This is a genomic window from Lacrimispora sp., assembly GCF_036758025.1.
In the GTDB taxonomy this organism is placed as follows: domain Bacteria; phylum Bacillota; class Clostridia; order Lachnospirales; family Lachnospiraceae; genus Lacrimispora.
The window spans coordinates 46,615-69,649 of the sequence record NZ_DAIOXM010000020.1; the positions used below are offsets into that span (position 1 = coordinate 46,615).

22 protein-coding genes are annotated in these 23,035 nt (G+C 45.5%); 3 read left to right on the forward strand and 19 right to left on the reverse strand.

All coding sequences use genetic code 11. The annotated features are described in order from the left end of the window. Positions 1 to 92 precede the first annotated feature (92 nt). The 11 genes from V7M78_RS16000 to pepF all read right to left on the reverse strand — a co-directional run bounded on the left by V7M78_RS16000 (position 93) and on the right by pepF (position 10,062). Positions 93 to 2,177: an aminopeptidase gene (locus V7M78_RS16000; RefSeq protein ID WP_333651353.1), complete on the reverse strand. Its 2,085-nt coding sequence runs from the start codon at positions 2,175 to 2,177 to the stop codon at positions 93 to 95. A 4-nt stretch (positions 2,178 to 2,181) separates the two neighbouring features. After that, positions 2,182 to 2,499, reverse strand: coding sequence for a calcium:proton exchanger (locus tag V7M78_RS16005; RefSeq protein ID WP_333651356.1), 318 nt, complete (start codon positions 2,497 to 2,499; stop codon positions 2,182 to 2,184). Further along, positions 2,486 to 2,959 carry a VanZ family protein gene (locus V7M78_RS16010; RefSeq protein ID WP_333651357.1) on the reverse strand — a complete coding sequence of 158 codons (474 nt, stop codon included), beginning with the start codon at positions 2,957 to 2,959 and terminating at the stop codon, positions 2,486 to 2,488. Before V7M78_RS16010 ends, V7M78_RS16005 begins: the two co-directional genes overlap by 14 nt. A 93-nt stretch (positions 2,960 to 3,052) precedes the next feature. After that, positions 3,053 to 3,202 carry a hypothetical protein gene (locus V7M78_RS16015; protein ID WP_333651359.1) on the reverse strand — a complete coding sequence of 50 codons (150 nt, stop codon included), beginning with the start codon at positions 3,200 to 3,202 and terminating at the stop codon, positions 3,053 to 3,055. Between the two features lie 28 nt (positions 3,203 to 3,230). Continuing rightward, on the reverse strand, positions 3,231 to 3,908 hold the full coding sequence (gene pyrE / locus V7M78_RS16020) for an orotate phosphoribosyltransferase (protein WP_333651361.1): 678 nt from the start codon (positions 3,906 to 3,908) through the stop codon (positions 3,231 to 3,233). Positions 3,909 to 3,939: 31 nt separating this feature from the next. Then, entirely contained in the window at positions 3,940 to 4,842 is a 903-nt protein-coding gene (locus V7M78_RS16025) for a dihydroorotate dehydrogenase (protein WP_333651363.1), read from the reverse strand. Further along, a complete protein-coding gene (locus tag V7M78_RS16030; protein WP_333651365.1) occupies positions 4,843 to 5,619 on the reverse strand; it encodes a dihydroorotate dehydrogenase electron transfer subunit in 777 nt (258 codons plus the stop codon). An 11-nt stretch (positions 5,620 to 5,630) separates the two neighbouring features. Then, positions 5,631 to 6,548: an orotidine-5'-phosphate decarboxylase gene (gene pyrF / locus V7M78_RS16035; protein ID WP_333651366.1), complete on the reverse strand. Its 918-nt coding sequence runs from the start codon at positions 6,546 to 6,548 to the stop codon at positions 5,631 to 5,633. Positions 6,549 to 6,602: 54 nt separating this feature from the next. After that, a complete protein-coding gene (locus V7M78_RS16040; protein WP_333651367.1) occupies positions 6,603 to 7,259 on the reverse strand; it encodes a YkgJ family cysteine cluster protein in 657 nt (218 codons plus the stop codon). A 162-nt stretch (positions 7,260 to 7,421) separates the two neighbouring features. Further along, positions 7,422 to 8,198, reverse strand: coding sequence for a nitroreductase family protein (locus V7M78_RS16045; RefSeq protein ID WP_333651368.1), 777 nt, complete (start codon positions 8,196 to 8,198; stop codon positions 7,422 to 7,424). A 79-nt stretch (positions 8,199 to 8,277) separates the two neighbouring features. Continuing rightward, entirely contained in the window at positions 8,278 to 10,062 is a 1,785-nt protein-coding gene (gene pepF / locus V7M78_RS16050) for an oligoendopeptidase F (protein WP_333651369.1), read from the reverse strand. Positions 10,063 to 10,224: 162 nt separating this feature from the next. Here pepF and V7M78_RS16055 point away from each other — a divergent pair, with 162 nt between their 5' ends. Beyond that, on the forward strand, positions 10,225 to 10,992 hold the full coding sequence (locus tag V7M78_RS16055; RefSeq protein ID WP_333651370.1) for a GNAT family N-acetyltransferase: 768 nt from the start codon (positions 10,225 to 10,227) through the stop codon (positions 10,990 to 10,992). A 151-nt stretch (positions 10,993 to 11,143) separates the two neighbouring features. Here V7M78_RS16055 and V7M78_RS16060 read toward each other — a convergent pair whose 3' ends face one another. From V7M78_RS16060 to V7M78_RS16085, 6 genes are all read right to left on the reverse strand, one after another. Next, positions 11,144 to 11,872, reverse strand: coding sequence for a YebC/PmpR family DNA-binding transcriptional regulator (locus V7M78_RS16060; RefSeq protein ID WP_333651371.1), 729 nt, complete (start codon positions 11,870 to 11,872; stop codon positions 11,144 to 11,146). Positions 11,873 to 12,023: 151 nt separating this feature from the next. Continuing rightward, positions 12,024 to 13,412, reverse strand: coding sequence for a hemolysin family protein (locus V7M78_RS16065; RefSeq protein ID WP_333651372.1), 1,389 nt, complete (start codon positions 13,410 to 13,412; stop codon positions 12,024 to 12,026). A gap of 114 nt (positions 13,413 to 13,526) precedes the next feature. Beyond that, on the reverse strand, positions 13,527 to 13,874 hold the full coding sequence (locus V7M78_RS16070; RefSeq protein ID WP_158377333.1) for a type II toxin-antitoxin system PemK/MazF family toxin: 348 nt from the start codon (positions 13,872 to 13,874) through the stop codon (positions 13,527 to 13,529). A gap of 197 nt (positions 13,875 to 14,071) precedes the next feature. Then, positions 14,072 to 15,253 (reverse strand): alanine racemase, encoded by a 1,182-nt coding sequence (gene alr / locus V7M78_RS16075; protein WP_333651373.1) that lies wholly within the window; start codon positions 15,251 to 15,253, stop codon positions 14,072 to 14,074. A 22-nt stretch (positions 15,254 to 15,275) separates the two neighbouring features. After that, complete coding sequence (locus V7M78_RS16080; protein WP_333651374.1) at positions 15,276 to 16,775, reverse strand: NAD(P)H-hydrate dehydratase; 1,500 nt, start codon at positions 16,773 to 16,775, stop codon at positions 15,276 to 15,278. Positions 16,776 to 16,893: 118 nt separating this feature from the next. Then, positions 16,894 to 17,553, reverse strand: coding sequence for a redox-sensing transcriptional repressor Rex (locus tag V7M78_RS16085; RefSeq protein WP_333651375.1), 660 nt, complete (start codon positions 17,551 to 17,553; stop codon positions 16,894 to 16,896). A 190-nt stretch (positions 17,554 to 17,743) separates the two neighbouring features. On the opposite strand from V7M78_RS16085, the gene abc-f reads away from it, so the two are divergent. Further along, complete coding sequence (abc-f, locus tag V7M78_RS16090; RefSeq protein WP_333651376.1) at positions 17,744 to 19,657, forward strand: ribosomal protection-like ABC-F family protein; 1,914 nt, start codon at positions 17,744 to 17,746, stop codon at positions 19,655 to 19,657. Positions 19,658 to 19,675: 18 nt separating this feature from the next. On the opposite strand, the gene V7M78_RS16095 is transcribed toward abc-f, so the two are convergent. Beyond that, positions 19,676 to 20,719: a cell wall-binding protein gene (locus V7M78_RS16095; RefSeq protein WP_333651377.1), complete on the reverse strand. Its 1,044-nt coding sequence runs from the start codon at positions 20,717 to 20,719 to the stop codon at positions 19,676 to 19,678. Positions 20,720 to 20,885: 166 nt separating this feature from the next. On the opposite strand from V7M78_RS16095, the gene V7M78_RS16100 reads away from it, so the two are divergent. Continuing rightward, positions 20,886 to 21,119: a hypothetical protein gene (locus tag V7M78_RS16100; protein ID WP_333651378.1), complete on the forward strand. Its 234-nt coding sequence runs from the start codon at positions 20,886 to 20,888 to the stop codon at positions 21,117 to 21,119. A 581-nt stretch (positions 21,120 to 21,700) separates the two neighbouring features. Here the strand turns inward: V7M78_RS16100 and V7M78_RS16105 are convergent. After that, the gene (locus V7M78_RS16105; protein ID WP_333651379.1) at positions 21,701 to 22,978 is read right to left on the reverse strand and encodes an adenylosuccinate synthase; all 1,278 of its coding nucleotides are present in this window, start codon (positions 22,976 to 22,978) and stop codon (positions 21,701 to 21,703) included. Positions 22,979 to 23,035: the final 57 nt, after the last annotated feature.

Below are 23,035 nucleotides of genomic sequence, written 5' to 3' on the forward strand. Positions count from 1 at the left end.
ATATCCGTTCCTCTTTTGCAAGATTAATTATTATATATTTTATCGGCAAAAGCACCAATTTCATAAGCAGGCCGATAAATATTTTAAGATTTTTACGCCCCCTGTACTCCTGCCAAAGGGAGATTCAGTTCTTCTGTTCCTTTTAGAACAAATCTTCCGTCCTCTATGATGGAAATCCTGCTTCCGTCAGGCCTGATGGTCTCAATGGAATCCAGCTCTGCATAAGGTATGGTGATATCCGTGTGGCAGCTGAAATAAGCCTTTGAAACATCTTCTTTTCTGAGAATGGAAACCTCATTATCCCTTGCAATGATCTCTTTTCCGTCAGAATTGTAAATAGGACTGTCCTCTGCCCAGCTGTAACAGGTGTCGCCCACTGCAAAATGAGGGCCCATTTTCTCCACAATGAGAATAGGAAGCTTATCTAAAATCCCAAACTTTTGAGCCATGGCATAGGCCGTAGTATTGGTGCCTATGGCAAATTCGCCCATGGGAAGGGTGTCGTGATTTTTCAGAATCATCTGCTTAACCAAGGCCTTTCCTTCCTCCGGAGTTTCAAAATTATCGCAGCCGTAGTCCTTGATCATACCGTTTTCAAAGGTTATTATAAGATTTTTAAACTGGAATTCCCCGATGTAAACCGTACTGACGGCCAGGGTCCCATTTGTGCCTGTCAGCCTTGGAGAAGTGAACACCTCTCCAAGGGGAATATTCACATCAGCCACACAGTTTTCAAAATTGGTTTCCTTATCCTTATTCCCGATGGGATGAAGAGCCACAGTCAGCCTGGTCCGGTTCTCCCCTTTTCCCCTGATTTCCACGTATGAGGCTTCGTCCAGGGCATCGATGATGGACTGCTGGATTCCCTTGTATTTTTCGTAATCCAGGGTGTTGATGGCAATTGTTTCCTCAAATATTTTTTCAAAGTCCTCTCCGATTTCCGGAACCGGAAATGCGATGATGGTAAAGCTGGTCTCATTTCCCGGAATAAATTGCTTTAAGATTCTGGCGGTTTCGTTGGACACTTCCACCGCCAGCTTTTCCTGCTTTAAATCCAGGCGGTTGGCCTCCGGCTTGTTCACCGGTTTAAAGCCCTCTTTTCCAAAGGTTTCCATGACAGCAGGGCCTGCATAGGCTGCCGCCAGTTCCTTGTACGTTTCATAAGCCACTTTTAAAACAGCAGCCTTCCGGTCCTTAAACGCTTTATTCAAATAAATGGCTTCATCATAACGGTGGTCATATTCGTACTGCCGGTTGGGGGAGGTGCTGTAGTAGCCTGCCTTTCGGCCGGCATTTGTATTCACCGTCCACACGGATGCACGGCAGAGAATAATCTTAAGTCCAAGGGCTTCAAAATTCTCTATGGCATACTTCACCATGCGCTCAAAGCCCAGCTCATAGCGGATCTGCACGGCTCCCTTTTTCTTTAAGTCCCTTCCCATCACCTCAAAACCTCTGCAATAGCCTTCCGTATAGGTATTGGCCATCAGGCGCACCCTTTCCTCAGGAAGGGAATTCAAAAACTTTGCTGTCCTAAGCTCTGAATCGGAAATATACTCCCCAAAATAATACAGATACCTAAGATCATTTAAATCATGATTCCTTATGATATCCGTTGCAAAAGAAAGAGAGGGGTCAAGCCCTTCCCGGACCCGGTAGGAAACTGTGTGGTCCGTATAGTCGCTGACAAACCAGTAAAGCACCTCTTTCACTGTTGAAACCTCAGGGATTTCTTCTTCAAACATGTTATAGATTTCAATGAAGGTTTCATTTAAAATGGTGATATCCTTAATCCTGTTTTCATGGACAAAGACGATATCTCCCCGTATTTCCTTATATAAATAAGAGAAAAGCCGTCCGTATCCCTCTCCCAGCCTTGCTGCCGCATAAGCCGGATCTGCATAGCTTTTTTCGTAATTTCCGGGCAGAATGTCCTCATAAAGCTTTTGGTTCCATTCCTTTAAAACTTCAATAGAAGCCTGCTTCTGGTCACCGGACTCTATAAACCGGAGATACTCTCCCATCATCCCAATAAAAGAAGCTGTTCTGACAAAATAATCCCGGTAAGGCTGGGGCACAGTCTCTTCTGATATGATCTGCCCGATCCGCTCCATGGACAATTCAAAACGCTCCTTCATGACTTCGTTTTCTTCTTGAAACATCATTCCATAATCCATTCTATTACCTCATTCCTATAATAATCAGCACAATCCAAAAGAGAACCAAAAAACCGCTGATTCCTATTCCTATTTTAGACAGGATATATTTTTTATCCTTTTCCAGAAAAGAAAAAAAACCATAAGCCAGAGAAAACAAGGAAACCACCAGACTGCAAAAAACCGCTGCAGCCGTGTTGAGCTGGCCTTCACCTGCTGCCAGCACTGATCCGGCAATTCCAAAAATCCCCAGAACCAACGCTCCTATGGCAAGGCCCAAAGAGAAGAAGCTTCTTCTGGCAAAGGACTTTCTGATGTAAGACACCTTTTTACGCTTTGGCACGTCGTTTCCTCCTTATCCTTATGGTCTGTACTATTTTATACAGGATGTAGCCCAGCAATCCCCCCAGGGTGTTCAATATAATATCATCCACGTCAAAGCTCCCCACTTTAAAAATAAGCTGTACAGTTTCCACACAAAAACTGAACAGGAAGCTTAACAAAACCGTATTAAACCAGATGCGGCTTCTGCGGCTGATGATAGGGAGAAAGAATCCGCAGGGCATAAATCCCACAATATTGCCTGCAATATTCAAAAGAAAAGACCTGGTTCCGACCACATGGCGGTAAACAATGAAACGCCTTATCTCTGTAAATGGAACCAGGTTATAAGCGTATTCTTCCTGAATATGTTTCCCTCTTCCAAAATAATCGGAGAAAAACAGAAAATACGCCAAAAAGATCAGGTAAAACACAAAAATTACCCAACCCATCTTCTGCCGTTTTGTTGTATTTTTAATCATAGCAGCTCCGTCTGTATATATTAAAAGGCAGGAAGTCCGGCTGATGTCTAAATTCAGGCCGTGCTTCCCTTACCTTCATTAAGTAAATTATGCTCAAAAAATGATTTCAGACTTTCTCTTTAGCAAAACCGCACCTGTAATAATTGTCATGACTCCGGCAGCAATACCCAGCACGACCATGGTAATACCAGCGGCAATGTTTAAAGCACCTGCATTTCTCATTGTTTTATATACTCTTTCCATATAAAACCCTCCTTTTTCTTAGCCGGACTTATTTTACGCCGTAGATTTGGTAATAGGCATCAATAGCTTCTTTGATTGTATCATCAATGATAATCTTCCCCTCATATTCCCTGTTATGCAGATGTTCAATAACTTCTGCCATGGAAACGATGGCTGCAGCATTAAATCCATACTTTTCCTGGATTTCATCCAAGGCTCCCTTGTCTCCTTTTCCCTTTTCCATACGGTTTAAGGAAACCATAAGGCCCAAAATCTCCACATTTCCCTGAGCCTTAATAATGGGGAAGGTCTCTTCAATGGATTTTCCGGAGGTGGTCACATCTTCGATAATAACAACGCGGTCTCCATCCTTGATAGGGCTTCCGAGAAGAATTCCCGCATCACCGCCGTGATCCTTCTCCTCTTTCCTGTTTGAACAGTACTTAATTTCCTTTCCGTACAGCTCATGGAAAGCGATGGCAGTGGTAACGCTTAAGGGAATCCCCTTATAAGCCGGCCCGAATAACACATCAAAATCATCCCCGAAATTGTCGTGAATGGCCTTTGCATAGTATTCTCCCAGCTTTTTAAGCTGTCCTCCTGTTACATAAGAACCTGCATTCATAAAAAACGGGGACTTTCTTCCGCTTTTCAATGTAAAGTCGCCAAACTTCAGAACATTGCTTTCTACCATAAATTCTATAAATTCCTGCTTGTACTGTTCCATATTCTTATCCTCTCTATGCAATTATTGCTTTCTATCTCACCGCACCAATTAAATCCCTGATATCTTCCACCTGATATTTCTTCATATACTCCTCAATGCCGCTTACCACTTCCTCTGCCGCATAAGGATTCCAGAAATTCACCGTTCCAACAGAAACAGCCGTAGCTCCTGCCAGAATGAACTCAATGGCATCTTCTGCATTGCGGATTCCGCCCATTCCAATAATGGGGATCTTCACTGCCTGGGCTGCCTGGTAAACCATGCGGACTGCAATGGGCTTAATAGCAGGGCCGGACAAGCCGCCTGTTTTGTTGGCAAGTGCAAAGGTTCTGCGGTTTACGTCAATTTTCATGCCTGTTATGGTGTTGATGAGAGAAATGGCATCAGCCCCGCCTGCTTCTGCCGCCCTTGCCATTTCCCCGATATCCGTCACATTGGGACTCAGCTTCATGATAATGGGCTGCTTTGCATGTTTTTTCACTTCTCTGGTTATTTCCTCTACAGACTGGCACTGCTGTCCGAAAGCAATTCCGCCTTCCTTTACATTGGGACAGGAAATGTTGATTTCCAGCATGTCCACCGGTTCCTGGCCCAGACGTTCCACCACATCAATGTAATCCTCTGTGGTCCTTCCGCAGACGTTTACAATGATTTTCGTATCATACTGCTTTAAAAAAGGAATATCCCTCTTTGCAAACACTTCCATTCCCGGATTTTGAAGTCCGATGGCATTGAGCATTCCGCCATAGGTCTCTGCAATTCGGGGAGTTGGGTTTCCCGGCCATGGCACGTTAGCCACACCTTTGGTAACCACTGCACCCAGACGGCTTAAATCAATCATCTCACTGTATTCTTCTCCGGAGCCAAAGGTACCGGAGGCGGTCATTACCGGGTTTTTAAGCTCTACTCCGGCCAGATTCACTTTCGTATTCATCTAAAACTCCACCTCCTCAGCCTTAAATACAGGGCCATCCTTACAGATGCGCTTGTTATGGACCATGGAATGCTCGTCCACCTCTGTGGTCTTGCATACGCAGGCAAGACAGGCACCGATTCCGCATGCCATCTTCTCCTCTAAGGAAAGATAACATTCAATTCCATGCTCCAGGGCATAAGCCTTTAAGGCTTTCAGCATGGGAGTGGGGCCGCAGGCAAAAATCACATCACCCTTTAAGCCGTTTTCCCGGATGGCATCTAATACATTGCCCTTTGTTCCGGCACTTCCGTCCTCTGTGGCAACGTAAGTAGCCCCATAGGGGTGAAATTCTTCATTTAAAAACAGGACATCCCTGTAGCCAAGCACCACCTGTTTTTCACAGGGCAGATGCTTTGCAAGCTCCAGCATGGGAGGAATTCCGATTCCGCCGCCGATTAAAAATGCTTTTCTTCCTTCCCTGCCTGCTTCTAAAGGAAATCCGTTTCCAAGAGATCCCATGATCTCAACCGTATCACCGGCTTTATAGTGGGAGAACTCCTCTGTTCCTTCTCCAACTACCCGGTATACCAGCCTTAACAGGCCCTTTTCCTTATCTGTTTCACAAATGCTGATAGGTCGGGGCAAAAGCTTTGCTCCGTCTTTTGGGAATACGTCAACAAACTGTCCCGGCTCTGCCTGGGCAGTGATTGTTTCTGTTTTAATCCACATGCTGTATACATCGTCTGCAAGCCGTATCTGGCTTTCAACCAATGCTGTTTCCTTTATTTTTACCATTGCGCTTTCTCCTATAATACTCTGTTAATATCAGCCACCATGTCGATGACAGCCTGTCTGGAGGCTTCGCCGAAATGCTCCCCGCCAAACCGGGCATAGGCTTCTGTCTTATAGGCTGCAATGATTCCTCTGGAGGAGTTTACAATGGCTCCCAGACCGTCTTCGTTAAAGCATGGCTTCAAATCCTCTGCCGTTCCCCCCTGTGCTCCGTATCCGGGAACCAGGAAATAGGTGTTTGGCATAAGCTTTCTGAGAATCCGGCTCATTTCCGGATAAGTAGCTCCCACAACTGCGCCCACATTGCTGTAGGTGCCATCCATGGACTCTGCGCCCCATTCCACTACCTTTTGGGCAACCAGCTCATACAGAGGTTTTCCGTCAATCAGCTTGTCCTGGAATTCGCCGCTGGAGGGGTTGGAGGTCTTTACAAGAACGAAAAGTCCCTTATCTTCTTCCCTGCACACATCCACAAAGGGTTTCACTCCGTCGGTTCCCAGATATGGATTCACCGTGAGAAATTCCGTACCAAAACCGGAGAAGGTATTGCTTCCCACCTTCACCTTTCCTAAATGTCCTATGGCATAAGCGGCTGAAGTAGAGCCGATATCTCCTCTTTTTGCATCTCCAATGACCAAAAGTCCCTTTTCCTGACAGTAATTGACAGTTTTTACGTAAGCCTTCAGGCCCTCAATGCCGAACTGTTCGTACATGGCGATCTGAGGCTTTACAGACGGAATCAGATCATATACATGATCCACGATTTCTTTATTGAACTGCCAGATAGCTTCTGCAGCTCCTTCTAATGTCTCACCAAATTCATCAAATGCTTTCTTCGTCACATGCTCCGGTATATAATTTAACATTGGGTCCAAACCTACACAGATCGGTGCCTTTGTTGCCTGAATTTTTTCAATTAACTGCCTGATCATTGTCTCCTCCTTGGTTCTCCTGGTTCTTATTATTTTCTATTCTTACCAATTCTATCATAATAGGGAAGCGGCTTCAAGCCTTTTGCCAAACTGATCGTAAAAATCCTGGCTCCCGTCATAGGGTGTCAGATAAAACTGTTTCAGCACATAAAGACTCACCTGATTGGCAAAGACCTGGTCCCCTTTTTCCTCTATTTTTCTTTCCAGCCCCTTTAAGAAAAAATGCCAGTCCCGCACGAAAGTTTCATAGTGCTTGGGATCAGGGGTATCAATCCATTTGCGCACCTTTACCTTGGTTCTGTTCTCCATTTTACATTCGTGGATCTGGAGAAAATACCGGAAATCCTCGTCCTCATAGACCCTTCCCAATGGGAACAAACGACAGATGCCCGGACGGAAGCTATGTATTCTGCAGCGCCCCTCCTGGTTTAAAAAACCGCACTTCTCCCCCTCCCCCTTCATCCTGAGATTTGGAAGAACAATTCCATCCACCACATTTAATTCCAGCTCTGATCCAAGCAGGGCCTCCAAGGTACAGGAGAGGTTCTGGGTTATGCGAAAGCAGTCCAGAGGGTCTAAGACAACAGATTGTCCCATGCCCTGACAGCAGGCAAAGCACCCCTTGCAGTCGCCGCAGTCAGCCTTTACCATGTCATTGATTCCGTATAATTTTCCGTCTGAAATCTCCTTTAAATCGACTTCCCGTTTCATGAATTCTTTTCTCCGCTTTTTCAAATAAAATTTTTACATAAAGAGTTTCATATAAAAAGCTTTATATAAAGTTAATAAAGAGAAGCCGGCAGGAAAAAAGAGAAGACTATATATATCCGCAAGCCTTCTCTTTCTGTCCCCGCCGTTTTAAACGGCTTTTCTTCATTTGTACTCTTTTATATACGCCGTAGTCACATATGTTCCGCTTTTATAAGACTTTTTCTCCATGCTTTCTTCTTTTTCCAGTCTTATGTTCATCCACATTTCCTCTGCCGCAATAGTCAAATGGGAAAGCATGATACCGATGCTCATTTCCCTCATGGACACAAAGGGGGAGGAGGGCAGGAATTCTCTGCAGCAAAACACATAAATTTTGTCATGATATACGATAAAACGCCAGGGCTGGGTGTTCATGGCTGAGGGAGCCAGGCGGACAGCCTTTAAAATGTTTTTCATAGACTCTGACACTTCTTCTTTAAACACGCACAGTTCCTTCAAAGGAAGTCTTTTTGCTGTAGCCGGGTCCCGGTAAAGCAGGCCCTTGGGGTATCCGAAAGCCACTGCAATGACCTGTTTAAGCCCTGAATTCTGAGAACTCGTATGAGGAAGCCTTGTATTTCCCAGATAACAGGTTCCAAGCCCCTTTCCCGTCATATACAAAAAGACAAATTCCAGTATATACCCGGCGTTGGTTAAGTACCCTTCCTTCTCCTCGGAATAAAATACCAGATAATAAGGTGCCTCCACCTTCCACAATCCTTTGACTGCAACATGCCCATCCAGATTTTCAACAATTTCCATCTTAACCGGAATATCTGCCTGAAGTCCGGAAACGCGGCTGCCGTAATAAAGGATATCCTTTAAAAGCTGTTCCGGAACTGGTTCTTTTTTAAATTTTCTGACCGATCTTCTTTTAAATATCATCTGATATAAATTCATCCTGAACTCCCCCCTTCTCTACTCCGCCCCCCCAGGGGGCCTCTCTTTGCCCTGAGGGCAAAGTCACCTTACAGGCTGATTAAATCAGCCTGTTCATCTCCTCTAAAAGCTCTGAAAATACGGCCAGCGCATCCGTCACCGGCTTTGACGTTGACATGTCAACGCCGCACAGCTTTAGTAGGTCTATGGGAGTCATGGAATTTCCACCGCTTAAGAACTGGTAATACCCCTCCAGCACCTTCTCATCTCCCTCTAAAATCTTACTGCTGATTGCAATGGCCGCCGAAAAGCCGGTGGCATACTGATACACATAAAACGGCGTATAAAAATGAGGGATTCTGGACCATTCATAGTCAATTTCCCGGTCAACAATCATATCCGGGCCAAAGTATTCCTCATTGAGTTTGCGGTATATGCTGCAGAGAAGGTCTGCCGTAAGCACCTCTCCTTTTCCCAGACGGCGGTGGGTTTCCTCTTCAAATTCCGCAAACATGGCCTGGCGGTACAGAGTTCCCCGGAAGCTATCCATAAAGTGATTCACAAGATAAGCTCTTTCAGCCTTATCCTGGGTGATCTCCAAAAGATGCCGGATGAGCAGGGCCTCATTGCAGGTGGAAGCCACCTCAGCCACAAAAATCTTGTAAGCTGCATCCACATAGGTCTGGTGTTTATCGGAAAACCAACTGTGAAGGGCGTGCCCCATCTCATGAGCCAGGGTAAATACACTGTCCAGGGTTCCGTTAAAATTCAAAAGCACATAAGGATGGATTCCGTAAACACCCCAGGAATAAGCCCCGCTGCGCTTTCCTTCATTTTCATATACATCGATCCAGCGGTTTTCAAAGCCCTCTCTTAGCAGGGATAAGTATTCCTCTCCCAAAGGTTTCAGCCCTTCCAAAACCATGGCCTTGGCGCCTTCGAAGGTGAACTTCTGCTCTTCTCTGGAAACCATGGGCACATAGAGGTCATACATGTGCAGTTCTTCCACGCCAAGGGCCTTTTTCCGGATGGATACATACTGGTGAAGCAGAGGCAGGCCTTCGTGAACCGCCTGTATCAGGTTGTCGTAAACCTCTTCCGGAATCTCATTTTCCCCAAGGGAATGGGCTCTGGCGGAAGGGTAATTCCTTGCCTGGGCATAAAAAGCTGCCCGTTTTAAATTAGATGCAAAGGTAGCTGCCAATGTATTTCCAAACTGCTTATAAACGCTGTATAAGCCTTCAAAGGCGGATTTGCGGACCTCTCTGTTTTGCTTTTCCATCAATGCAATGTAGTTTCCGTGAGTGATACGGACAGGCTCCTTGTTCTCATCGAGAATCTCAGGAAATTTCACGTCAGCATTGTTGAACATATTGAAAACGTCAGACGATCCGGAGGTGGCGTCCATGGATTTTGCCAGCAAGGCCTCCATGGAAGCAGATAAGGTATGGGCCTTCTTTTTTAAGATAATTTCAAAGGTTCTGTCATAGCGTTTCAGCTTTTCCGTATCTTTGCGCAAACGGGATAAAGTCTCTTCCGGAATTTCTAAAATTTCAGGAACGATAAAGGACGACATCCCCGCCGCTTCATATGAAAGGGCTCTGGCCCTGGAGGAAAACTCCTGGTATCTGGCATTGCCCGTATTTTCATCGGATTTCTGCCTTCCATATACAAACAGGGTTTCTATTTTCAGGGACGTTTCCTCGTCAAATTCCAGACAAGAAAAAAGCATCTCGCCTGAATCCGCCAGATGTCCCTCGTACTCTTTATAACCAGACAGCGCCTGCTCTGTTTCACGGAACAAATTCTCCCATGCTTCCTCAGACGGCAGAATGTCCGCCATATTCCAGGTATGGCAAACCGGTATTTCTTCTCTTTTTTTCAAATAAATCCCTCCACTCCTACACTTGTATTTATTCTATCACCCATACTTCAAAGAGACAATCAGCAATATGGAAAATATTTGGTTGAAATTTGATATTTTCTTGTATTATACTATTAGTCAGGGAAATACCCTTTCTAAAAATTACATCAGTCAGGAGCTGCCATGAATATAATCCGAACAGAGGCCCTTTGTGAATCACAAAAAAATGACTTGCTCACTCTGCAGAACATCTGCCAGGGCCACGACTCCATCTCTCTTACATTTTCTATGGAAGAAGGCTGGGTATACTACTTATTATACGACGAAGATTGTCTCTTATCCGCCTTATCTGCTTTTTTTAATGAAAACAGCGAATGGGAATGCTGCGCCTTCACCCTTCCCCCAAATCGGCGCCAAGGCTGCTTCACACTGCTTTTTGAAGAGTTGCTGAAGGAAACCGGAGACAGCGACCTGATTTTTTCTGTTCAGGAGAACTGCCAGGATACGATTTCTGCTCTGGAGGCCATAGGAGCTGCCTTCTGGTACCGGGAACATATGATGAGCCTTTCCTTTTCTGATTTTTCCGGATCAGAACTGGCAAAGGGCTGCCATATTCCTGAATCCATTTCCATATCAGAAAGACAGAGTTTTCAGGAAGAGCCGGTTCATTACGTGTTTTTGGCAGGAGATAAGGCTGTCGGCTCCTGTTACCTGGATTCCTGGGAAAACAGTTCTTATTTTTACGGCTTTGAAATCCCAGAGAACTTGCGGAACCAAGGGTATGGCAGGGCCTGTCTTTCCTTACTTTTGAACGATTTTTTTACACAGTCCGGAACTGGAAAGGAAGAAACTCTTTTCCTGCAGGTATCCGGTCAGAATGTGCCTGCCATGGCCTTATATAAGAAGTCAGGGTTTCAGATTACAGAAAGCTTATCCTATTATATTTACTAAAATCGTTACATGACAACATGTTTTTCTTGTTTTAATAGGTTTTTTGTAATATTTATCCTAATTATATAATAAAATACAGAATCTGTCAAAACCTTCCGAAAATTGACAAAAAGTGAGGAAAGACCGCCGTAACATGGTCTTTCCTCACTTTTTATTCTTCCCAGTTGTGATAAGTAGCCTGGACATCGTCCTCAACATCCAGCAGATCCAGGATTTTATTCATTTTCTTAACAGAATCTTCATCGGTCAGCTCCACCCAGGTCTGAGGAATCATGGTGACGTCTGCTTCTGCCATAGGCACGCCTGCTGCTTCCAGGGCTTCCCTCACCGTACTGAACTCTTCCGGCCCTGTAATTACTTCAAAGCTGTCTTCTTCCTCAGAAAAATCCTCTGCTCCGGCTTCTAAGGAAATCATCATCAGCTCATCAGGGTCCATTTCACATTCCTCTTTGTCAATGATGATCTGGCCCTTTCTATCAAACATAAAAGAAACGCAGCCGGGAGTTCCCACATTGCCGCCTCCCTTGGTAAAGGCATTTTTTACGTTAGCTGCTGTCCGGTTCTTGTTGTCTGTCAGCGTATCCACGATGATGGCAACTCCGTTAGGGCCGTAGCCTTCATATGTGATGGTTTCATAATTGACGCTTCCTGCATCACCGGCAGCCTTTTTTATGCCTCTGTCAATTGTATCATTGGGCATGTTGTTAGCCTTGGCCTTTGCAATTATATCACGGAGCTTGCTGTTGTTTGCAGGGTCTGGTCCGCCTTCTTTTACCGCTACCGCCAACTCTCTTCCGATGACAGTGAAAATCTTGCCTTTTGCAGCATCATTTCTCTCTTTTTTGTGTTTAATATTTGCGAACTTTGAATGTCCTGACATTGTTTCCAACACTCCTTTTCTTTCTATATTTCATCCTTTTTTACTTCCGAAAAATCAATATCTTTCTTATTCTAGCACTATTCTTTTCATCTGGCAAGAAAAAAAATGCACAGCAGCCTGAACTCAAAGGAGCACTGGCGCTGTGCAGATCTTACATCTCTTCTTCAGGGGTCTTCTCCTGGTTTTCCTCTGTTCTTTCCGTTTCCTCCGGTTCTTCTTTCCAGGCCCTTATGGTCTGAATGATTTTATTTTCCACCTGAAGAATCTTAAAGCAGTATCCGAGAATAGAAACCTCTGTTTCTTCGCCTTCCTGAGGTATCCGGTCCAGGCGGGAAATCAAAAGGCCGTTTATGGTATCATAGGAGTCGTAGTCCTCATCCTCGAATTCAATATCCAGGGCTTTTTCCACGTCCTCCAAAAGAGTCATGCCATTGATATAAAAGGAACCGTCATCAGAAGGAACGATATATTCCTCGTCCACATCATACTCATCTAAAATGTTACCTACAATCTCTTCCAGAATATCTTCCATGGTCACCACGCCTGCGGTCTGGCCGTATTCATCTACAACCACTACCATGTGAATCTTTTCAGACTGCATTTCCTTAAATAAGTCATTTAAGTTTCTGGTTTCGGGAATGAAATGGGCCTCTCTGAGAAGTCCCGGAATCTCACACAATGCTCGGTTTTTGTCTTCCTCATTCTTTGCAGCAACCAGGGCATCCCTCATGTGCAGGATTCCGATGATATCATCCACATCCTTTTTATAGACAGGATAACGGGAATTAAGGCCCTCATTCAATATGAAGTCCGCTGCCTCCAAAAGAGGCATTTCACAGTCTAAGGCTGCCAGATTCTTTCTGTGGGTCATGATATCTCCGGCCTCTGTGTCATTTAACTCAAAGATGTTGGTGATCATCTCCGCTTCCCTGGCCTCTAAGACACCCTGCTCATGGCCTTCGTTAACCATGGACATAATATCCTCTTCTGTAACATTTTCACTGTCTGATACCATCTTAACGCCCATGAGTTTTAAAGACAGGTAAGCCACCGCATTGGCCAGCCAGGTCACGGGAAGAAGAGGGATCATGATGAGGGAAACCACCGGCTGAAGCCGGTATCCCCACTTTTCAGGATTTTCTGCGGCACAGCGCTTGGGAATGATGATTCCAAAGCTGATGAGCACCACGATCATCCCAATCCAGATCAGCACCATAAGAAGGAAAGAAAACAACTGGCTGGGAAATACGCCTCCCCTTGCCAGGATCTCTTCCAGCTTTGCCGCCGGCTGTTCCAAAATAAATGCCCCGGTTATCATGCCTATTAAATTCGTGGTAATCTGGATGGTGTTGACAAACCTGGTGGGTCTGTTCACAATGCGCAGCAGTTTCCGGGCTTTTTCGCTCCCCTCCTCCATCTGACGTTCTAAATCACCGGTGTTTACGTTTTGGATTGCTGCTCCAAACCCATAAAACACTGCGTCCAGCAGGATAAAAGCGACAAAAATAATCACGCGTAAAAGCGGATTGCCATCGTCCATTCTAAAAATCGACTCCTTTTATTCATTATCTTTCGTATTTTTTCATGCAACTATCTAAAAATATAACATTTTATCAGGGTTTCGTCAAGAAAGGAAGTTTGATCCGCCTGGCGGCTATGTATCCAGTTCCAGGCTCACCCGCAATGCACAATTCACTTCCTGCTGGAGTTCCTCATCAATATGGCAGATCTTTTCTTTCAGTCTCTGCTTGTCGATCGTTCGTAACTGTTCCAATAAAATAACCGAATCCTTGATCATATCACATTTTTTTGTATCCAGCTCCACATGGGTAGGCAGCTTCGCTTTATTCATTCTGGATGTAATGGCCGCACAGATTACAGTGGGGCTGTGCTTGTTGCCTATGTCATTTTGTATAATAAGGACCGGGCGGATGCCCCCTTGCTCCGAGCCAACAACTGGCCTTAAATCGGCATAATAAATATCTCCACGTCTGATTATCACATTCTCACACTCCGTCAATTCATCATTGAACGGCAAACTTATTCATTTCCTCTAATAAGTTATGCCTAAGTCTAGTATTGACCTTCTTTGACTCGTGTATTCACTTAAGTTTTTCCGCCGCATAGTTTATTGTATGCGGCAAAGGCCCAATTCGCCATAGGCTCATGGCCTGAACGTGGATTTTGTTATCAGCTCTTTTAAAAACCTTGATAGCAGTCATCAAAATAATCCTTGGTTCCTATGACCTGACCGCTTTGTAAGTAAACCCTGGGGACCCGTTTGCCGATCCCGCAGATGATCTCATAGTGGAAGCCGCCTCCGGTTTGGGCCAAGTCCTCCACAGTGATTTCTTCCTCTCCCTGGCGTCCGATTAAAATCACCTCATCCTCTTCTTCTGCCTCAGGGATATCCGTCACATCCACCATAAACTGGTCCATGCAGATCCGTCCCAGAATTCTGGCCCGTTTTCCCCTTATGAGCACCTCGCCTTTTCCGGAAAGATTTCTCGGATATCCGTCTCCGTAGCCTGCAGGAATGGTGGCTATCATCATTTCCCTGTCCGCCTGAAAAGTCCCGCCATAGCTGACACAGTCTCCGGGGCTGATTCTTTTTATGTAGGAAACAGAGCTTTTCAGCTCCATGGCAGGCTCCAGCCTTACCTTTTCCCTGCATACCTCATCAGAAGGGTAAAGGCCGTACATGGCAATTCCGGCCCGGACCATGTGAAAGCCTGCATTATCCAGATCCAGGATTCCTGCGCTGTTGGAGCAGTGAAGCAGGGGAATGGTGATTCCTCTTTGGGAAAGCATATTTACAAATTTTAAATATTTTTCAACCTGCATCAAGGCGTGTCTTTTGTCCGTTTCATCTGCCTTTGCAAAATGGGTAAAGAGTCCCTCTGCCCTGATTCCGGGCAGAGCACATATTCTCGCAGCCTCTTCTGCCGCCTCCTCTGTTACAGGATATCCGATTCGGCTCATTCCCGTATCCACCACGAGATGTATGGAAGCAGTTTTTCCGGCCCTCACCGCTGCTGCTGAAAGGCTCTCCGCCTTTTTGATCTGGAAGATCGAGGGCATGATGTCATATTCCAGCAGCATATCATATTCTGCCGGGGGAACGGTTCCTAAAATCAGAATGGGCTTTTTAATCCTGTGATTTCTTAAAATTACCCCTTCCTCTGCCGTGGCTACTCCATACCCCCATACATAAGGCTCAATGGCTTTTGCCACCGGAACTGCCCCATGGCCGTATCCATCGCTTTTCACAACGCCCATGACCTCTGTCCCAGGGCCTAAATCCGCCTTCATAGCCTGTATGTTATGCTGTATGGCATCAAGGTTTATTGTCTCATAAATTCTGCCGTATGAATTTGTCATATCCTTACCTCATCTGCTTATCTTAGAAAATCATATTTGTCAGCTCTCTGGCAAGAAGACTGTGATCTCCCTGCTTCTCCCTCACCGCATCACCGGCCCGTCCATGAAGCCATATGCCAAGGGCTGCAGCCTCTGATTCCTCAAGGCCCTGAGCCAGAAGACCGGCCACAATTCCGGTCAGCACATCTCCTGACCCGGCCTTTGCCATAGAGCTGTTTCCGCTTCCGTTTACATAGGTTCTCTGATCCTTTAAGGCTCCGATGGTCACTGCATCCTTTAATATGCAGGTGATTCCAAACCGGTCAGCATATTCTCTGGCGGCAGGAATCAGCCGCTGCTGCAAATCCTCCACTGAACAGCCTAACAGCCTTGCCATCTCTCCCATATGAGGAGTTATGATGATATTTTCTGTAAAATAACCAGCCAAGGACGGATTTTTCGCAATTACACCAAGGCCATCCGCATCCAGTACAATGGGCGCATAAGCATTGACCAAAACTTCTTCCACCAGATTCCTGACATAGGCTTCCTGACCCAGGCCCGGTCCTAAGACAATGACGCTGGCCCACTCGCACTGCTTTTTCAGCAGCTCTTTAAAATCCTCGGTCTTATATTCCGCTTCCCGGGTGTCGTAAGAAGTGATGATAGCTTCCGGAAGTCCGGTCTGGAGAATCACACGGTTTTCCTCAGGGGTAAAAATTCTCACCACACCGGCTCCTGTCCGGTATGCTGCCAGAGCGCTTAAATAAGCAGCCCCGCTCATGTTCCGGGAGCCTGCCACGATCAGGACTTTTCCGAAATCCCCTTTGTTGGAATAAGCCGGACGCCCGGGAACCAGACTTTCATCTCCCGGCTCATAGGTGAAATATTCCGGCTTAAGGCGCAGAAGGGAATCTTGGGGGAAGCCAATGTCGGCCACACAGACCCTGCCGCTGTATTCCCTGCCCGGATACACCATAGTTCCCAGCTTTTCCCAGCCAAAGGTCACGGTCACATCTGCTTTCAATGCCATTCCCATGACCTTTCCGGTATTGGGGTGAATGCCTGAGGGAATGTCCGCCGCCACCGTAAAGCCCGGTTTACAACCGGCCACCGCAGTCATGATTTCCCGGTAAACGTCTGATATATCCCGGTCAAGACCAACTCCAAAAAGGGCATCCACCAGAATATCACAGCTTCCGGGAATGAAATCAGCAAATTCCGTCATAGGAACCCCTGTATACTCTGCTATGGAAACCTGGGTCAGAAACTCCGGGCTTCCTTTATCCTTTCTGCCTGCCAGTATAACCAAAACCTCATATCCCTTTAAATGGAGCATCCGGCCTGCTGCCACTCCATCAGCTCCATTATTGCCGCTTCCGCACAAGACCCATATCCGACCGGTCTTTTCAGCCTGGTTTAAAACCTCCTGCACAATTGCCAGGGCAGCCCGTTCCATAAGCACCAGAGAGGGAATCCCCACTTCTTCTATGGTATATCGGTCCACTTCCTTCATCTGTTCCCCAGTTACCAGATACCTCATATTTCTCCCGCCTTTCAGCCGTCCGGTAAGCGTAAGCCAGCCGGATCTCATGATTGAAATACCGGCAGCGAAGAGTCATTCCTCTTCATCTGCCGGCAGGTTTTTTCAGCCTTTTTTCTTACTCTTCTTCATTCTCCCTTTTTTCATTGTCCTGCATACTGCATACCCTGTAGGACAAACGCATCAGGCTTTCCGACAAGTGGACGTTTTCCACCACTACATCCTCAGGCACATTTAAATCTGTGTGCGCAAAATTCCAGATGGCCTTGATCCCTGCAGATACAAGACGGTCAGCAATCTCCGGTGCCTTTGTCTTGGGTATGGTAAGGGCTGCGATCTGGACTTCATTTTCCTTTACAAAGGTCTCAAGATCATCCACGCTGCGAATTTCAACTCCCCGAACCACAAGGCCGATCAGGCGGGGGTTCACATCAAACATACCCTTGATCAGAAAGCCCCTCTTTTCAAAATTCGTATAATTGGCAATAGCCTGTCCCAAATTACCTGCACCTATGATGATAACGTTGTGCTGTCTGTTGATTCCCAGAATATTTGCAATTTCCGTGTATAGGTATTTCACATTATAACCGTAGCCTTGCTGGCCGAATCCACCGAAATTATTCAAATCCTGACGAATCTGGGAAGCCGTAACCTTCATCCGGACACTCAGCTCATTGGAGGAAATCCTCTCTACTCCGTCTTCCATCAATTCTCCCAAGTACCGGTAATACCTTGGAAGCCTAACGATCACTGCTTTCGAAATCTCTTTTTCTGCCACATCTTCACCTACTTTAAAATTTAGAGTCTACTTTATATTATAGCCTGATGATAAAATATTGTCAAACGAGTTTTGCGACTGTGTCCTTGAAAAAACAAGGGACCTATATTATACTAGTCCTGTTGCCCTGCATCAATTCAGGGATTTCAGTTTCCCACTTAAGAAAATTATGCCCAGGAGGAAATAAAACATGATACTCTCATGCAGCAATATAAGCAAAGCATTTGGAAGCAATCAGGTCATTAAGCATGCTTCCTTTCATATAGAAGATCACGAAAAGGCTGCCATCGTAGGAATCAACGGTGCAGGCAAATCCACTCTCTTAAAAATCATCATCGGGGAACTGCCCCAGGATGAAGGGGAGGTAGTGATTTCCAAGGGAAAAACCATTGGCTATCTATCCCAGCACCAGGATTTATCCGGAGAACGGACAGTGTATGAAGAGGTGTTGGAGGTCAAGCGCCCTGTTATGGAAATGGAAGCAAGACTTCGGCAGCTGGAGCTGGATATGAAACACGTGTCCGGGGAAGAGCTGGACTCCATGCTCTCCACTTACAGCCGCTTAAACCATGAATTTGAGCTGATCAACGGCTATGCCTATCAAAGTGAAGTGACCGGAGTTTTAAAGGGTCTGGGCTTTACGGAAGAGGAATTTAAAAAGCCTGTATCCGCCTTATCGGGAGGACAGAAAACCAGAGTTTCTTTAGGAAAGCTTCTCCTTACAAAGCCTGATATCATTCTCCTTGACGAGCCTACAAACCATCTGGACATGGAGTCCATCGCCTGGCTGGAGGGATATCTGATCAATTACGACGGAAGCGTCATCATCGTGGCTCATGACCGCTATTTTCTGGACCGGGTAGTCACCAAGATTGTGGAACTGGACAATGGGCTGATGGCTGTATACCAGGGAAATTACACCGCTTACAGTGAAAAACGGGCCATGATCCGGGAAGCCAAAATGAAAGCTTATTTAAACCAGCAGCAGGAAATCAAGCACCAGGAAGAGGTCATTGCCAAATTAAAATCCTTTAACCGGGAAAAATCCATCAAGCGGGCCGAAAGCCGGGAAAAGATGCTGGATAAGATCGAGGTTTTGGAAAAACCTGCTGAAGTAAACGATGAAATGCGGATTCGCCTTGAGCCGAATATCATCAGCGGAAATGATGTCCTGACTGTAAAAGGGCTGAAAAAAGCCTTCGGCCAGAATCTGCTTTTTAATAACGTGAACTTTGAAATCAAGCGGGGGGAACGAATCGCCATCATCGGCGGAAACGGTACAGGAAAAACCACCATATTGAAGATTTTAAACAACCTGCACACGGCAGATCAGGGTGAGGTTACTCTAGGTTCCAAGGTACATATCGGTTACTATGACCAGGAACACCAGGTGCTTCATATGGAAAAGACCTTATTTGACGAGCTTCAGGACACCTATCCTGCCATGAACAACACCCAGATACGCAACATTCTGGCCGCATTTCTCTTTACCGGAGACGACGTGTTCAAACGGGTTAAGGACTTAAGCGGCGGGGAGCGGGGACGTGTTTCCTTGGCAAAGCTGATGCTTTCTGAAGCAAATTTTCTCATCCTGGACGAGCCTACCAACCATCTGGATATTACCTCAAAAGAGATTCTGGAGGACGCCCTAATCAATTATACGGGAACTGTGCTTTATGTGTCCCATGACCGTTACTTCATCAACAAGACAGCCACCAGGATTCTGGATCTGACCAATCAGACCTTGGTCAATTATATCGGCAACTATGACTATTATCTGGAAAAAAGGGAATTGATGACAGGCTTATATGCAGCTCCCCCTTCTTCAGAGGAAACGCCTGACCAGGATGTTTCGGAAACCAAGCTGGACTGGAAAACCCAGAAGGAGGAACAGGCCCGCTTAAGAAAGCGTCAGAATGAGCTGAAAAAGACAGAGGATGAAATCCACATCCTGGAGTCCAGAAGCGTGGAAATTGATGAAATTTTAGGAAAAGAAGAGGTTTTCACCGACGTTTCTAAATTAATGGAACTGAGCAAGGAAAAAGGGGATATTGAACAGAAACTGGAGAAACTTTATGAATTATGGGAAGAACTGGCGGAGTAAAGCCGGTTCTTCCCATTTTTATTTAATGTAAATGATTCTTTTTAAAATTGCGGCCATTTCCGGAGCTTCTTCCTCGATCTCAGCTCTGACAGAAGCGCTTTCCACATAGGCGGCTGCCAGCTTTCCGAAATAAAACTTTAAATCATCAGAATAATAATCCGGTATGTAAACAAACTGATCTAAGTATGCCTTTCCCATAAGCAGATCTATTCCATCCTGGTTTCCGGCCTTGTAGCAGCCGGAGGCGTAGCCAATGTATTCTCCCAGAGCTTCGGTCAGGGCTTCCGGCCTGCATATCTTTATTTTTTTATAATTGGTATCCAGCACATGAGTCACAAAGTACGTTCCGTTTCCTGTCATAGGGGCAGAAAAATATGTTTTATCCGGATAGTAAATGATCTCCCAGCCCTGGGCGATAAACCGTTTCATCCACTCTCCCGGTATATTCTTAACAGCTTCCGTAATCCCTTCCTTTACCTCAGCAGGCAGGGTATCCGTACCCTTCTTCCCGGAAATCCGGATGTCATGGTCCCTGTTTCTCACGCCGTTTTCATCCATATAGAAAAGACCCACATACCGGTTTGCCGCCAGCCTGCCGTCGTTATAGAAAAAGTAACGCTTTCCCGATATATTTTTATAGCCGGAGGAAGCCATTTCTCCTTTATGGGAAAACCAGTACCAGTTTCCGTCCTCAGCCTGGTGCCAGCCCTTTCCCACTGTGCCATCCTCATTGAAATAATACCACTTTTCTTCTTCCTCGTCGTAAATCCAGCCAAGCTCCAGCTCACCGGTTTCCCGGAAGCAGTAGTTGATGCCCCTGATTTCGGTCCATTCCGTAGTGATGTATCCGTCCGAGTCAAAGTAATACCAATATCCATTAATCTTTTCCCAGCGTTTTCTCTTAAATTCCCCTTCTCTGTTGACATATTTCCAGCTATAGGAATCCTCCTGCCACTGCCAGTCTTGTATTTCAGCCTGGGAAGGCGTTGCTTCTGCCCAGGAGGTCATAGCCCCTCCCATACTGAGAATTACCCCTGCTGCTGCAATCCATTTTCTATTCAAGGCTTTTCACCCCTTTCCGCCTGCTGATTCCTGTTATTTAAAAATTTTACTACACTTTGGACGAAATGTACAGTTTTTCAAATTCCTTCTTCCCATCCATCTTTTGGTGGGTTATACTATTGACAAGCTGCATGATTGTTAAGCAGAAAGCGAGGTATCCCTTTTTATGAAATGGAAACGCCCCCTGGCAATTCTGGGACTGGCGGTCATTCTGGCAATATATGTCATAGCCATCGTCTCAGCCTTTCTCCAAAGCCCCCAGTCTTCCACCTGGCTCATGGCAGCCCTCTTCTCTTCCGTTGTCATTCCGATCTTTCTCTATGCAGGCGGAATGGTTTACCGGCTTTTGAAGGGGGAGGAGGAGGAGAAAGGCTCTGACTCTGACCGGAAACAGGATTAAAACCAGGAAACAGCCGCTACCAGGCCCGCCAGTCAGTATGTTTCAATCTGACGGACCTGATAACGACTGTTTCAGACAATCCTAAAAAGGTTTTGCATTATATGGGTATTAGCTAGGGTTGCTAAGTATTTTATAGAATTGACTTGAATTTGGAAAGAGAATTGACTATAATAGAATTATAAAAAGGAACAATCGCCCACAAAGTGGTTGACCTTATAAGATTGAATTCATGAAATCCACCCTTTACCGGCCAAGTATCAGGGTGGTTTTCTACGTTTAATGGCTAACCAAATAAATGAAAGTCAGCAATGCCAAAATAAACATTCCAAAAGACATCAAGTCTTTAAAATCAAAATGTTTCATAGACATCACCTCCCATCTTATGTAAAATGGAAGGTCAATACACCCTGTAATACGATTGTTCCCTATGAATATTTTATCACAAGAACTGATGTTCTGTAAATATAACAATAAGCAGAACAGTAAATTTTAATCTTACTGTTCTGCTTAGAATAATTCTCTTTTTGGCTTATTTTCAAATGAATAATTAATGCAAAGCCAACAAGATGCCTACAAACACCTTATTTCCGATATATAATCTCATCTCTCCCCGGACCATTAGATACCATAGTAATAGGAGTTTCCAGCTCTTTTTCAATGAATTCAATATAATTTCTGCAATTCTCCGGCAAATCCTCATATTTCTTGATTCCCCTGATCTCACACTTCCAGCCCGGAAGAACGGTATACACCGGCTTTGCCTTATTAAGCTCTGTAGTTGTGGGGAAATCCTTTGTGACCTTTCCGTTGATCTCATAGCCCACGCATACAGGAAGCTCATCCAAATATCCCAGAACATCGAGAACTGTAAGAGCAGCCTCTGTAGCTCCCTGAATCCGGCAGCCGTATCTGGAAGCAACTGCATCGAACCATCCCATACGTCTCGGGCGTCCGGTTGTTGCACCGTATTCTCCGCCGTCACCGCCCCGGCGTCTCAGCTCGTCGGCTTCTTCTCCGAATATCTCGCTGACAAATGCTCCTGCACCTACAGCACTGGAATAAGCCTTCACAACTGTCGTAATATTTTTAATCTCATAAGGAGGAATGCCCGCTCCAATGGCACCGTATGCGGCCAGTGTGGAGGAAGAGGTCACCATGGGATAAATTCCATGATCTGTGTCCTTTAAGGAGCCAAGCTGACCCTCTAAAAGAATTGTTTTCCCTTCCTTTATAGCCTGGTGAAGATATGCAGACACATCACACACATAAGGAGCCACCATTTCCCTATATTCCCGAAGAGTATGAAGCAGCTCTTCCTGGTCAATGGCAGGTTTGTGGTAAAGGTGCTCCATCAGGACATTTTTCGTCTCACATACCCTGGCAACCTTTTCTCTTAACAGTTCATCGTCAAATAACTCGCTGACCTGAAAGCCGATCTTAGCGTATTTATCAGAATAAAATGGTGCAATCCCTGATTTTGTGGAGCCAAAGGATTTCTTTCCAAGGCGCTCCTCCTCATATTCGTCAAATAAAATATGATAGGGCATCAGAATCTGGGCCCTGTCTGAAACCAGAACATGGGGCTTTGGAACTCCTTTGCTTACCAGATCGTCAATTTCCTTAACGAGAAAGGGAATATTCAGTGCCACACCGTTTCCGATAATGCTGGTGGTGTGATTGTAGAATACACCTGACGGCAGAAGGTGAAGGGCAAATTTGCCGTAATTGTTGATGATGGTATGCCCTGCATTGCTGCCTCCCTGATAGCGGATGATGATATCCGATTCCATTGCCAGCATGTCTGTGATCTTGCCTTTTCCTTCGTCTCCCCAGTTAGCTCCTACGATTGCTCTTACCATTTAATTGTTCCTCCTTCGAGTGAAAAGTAACTTTTACTGACTTATGATAACGCAAAG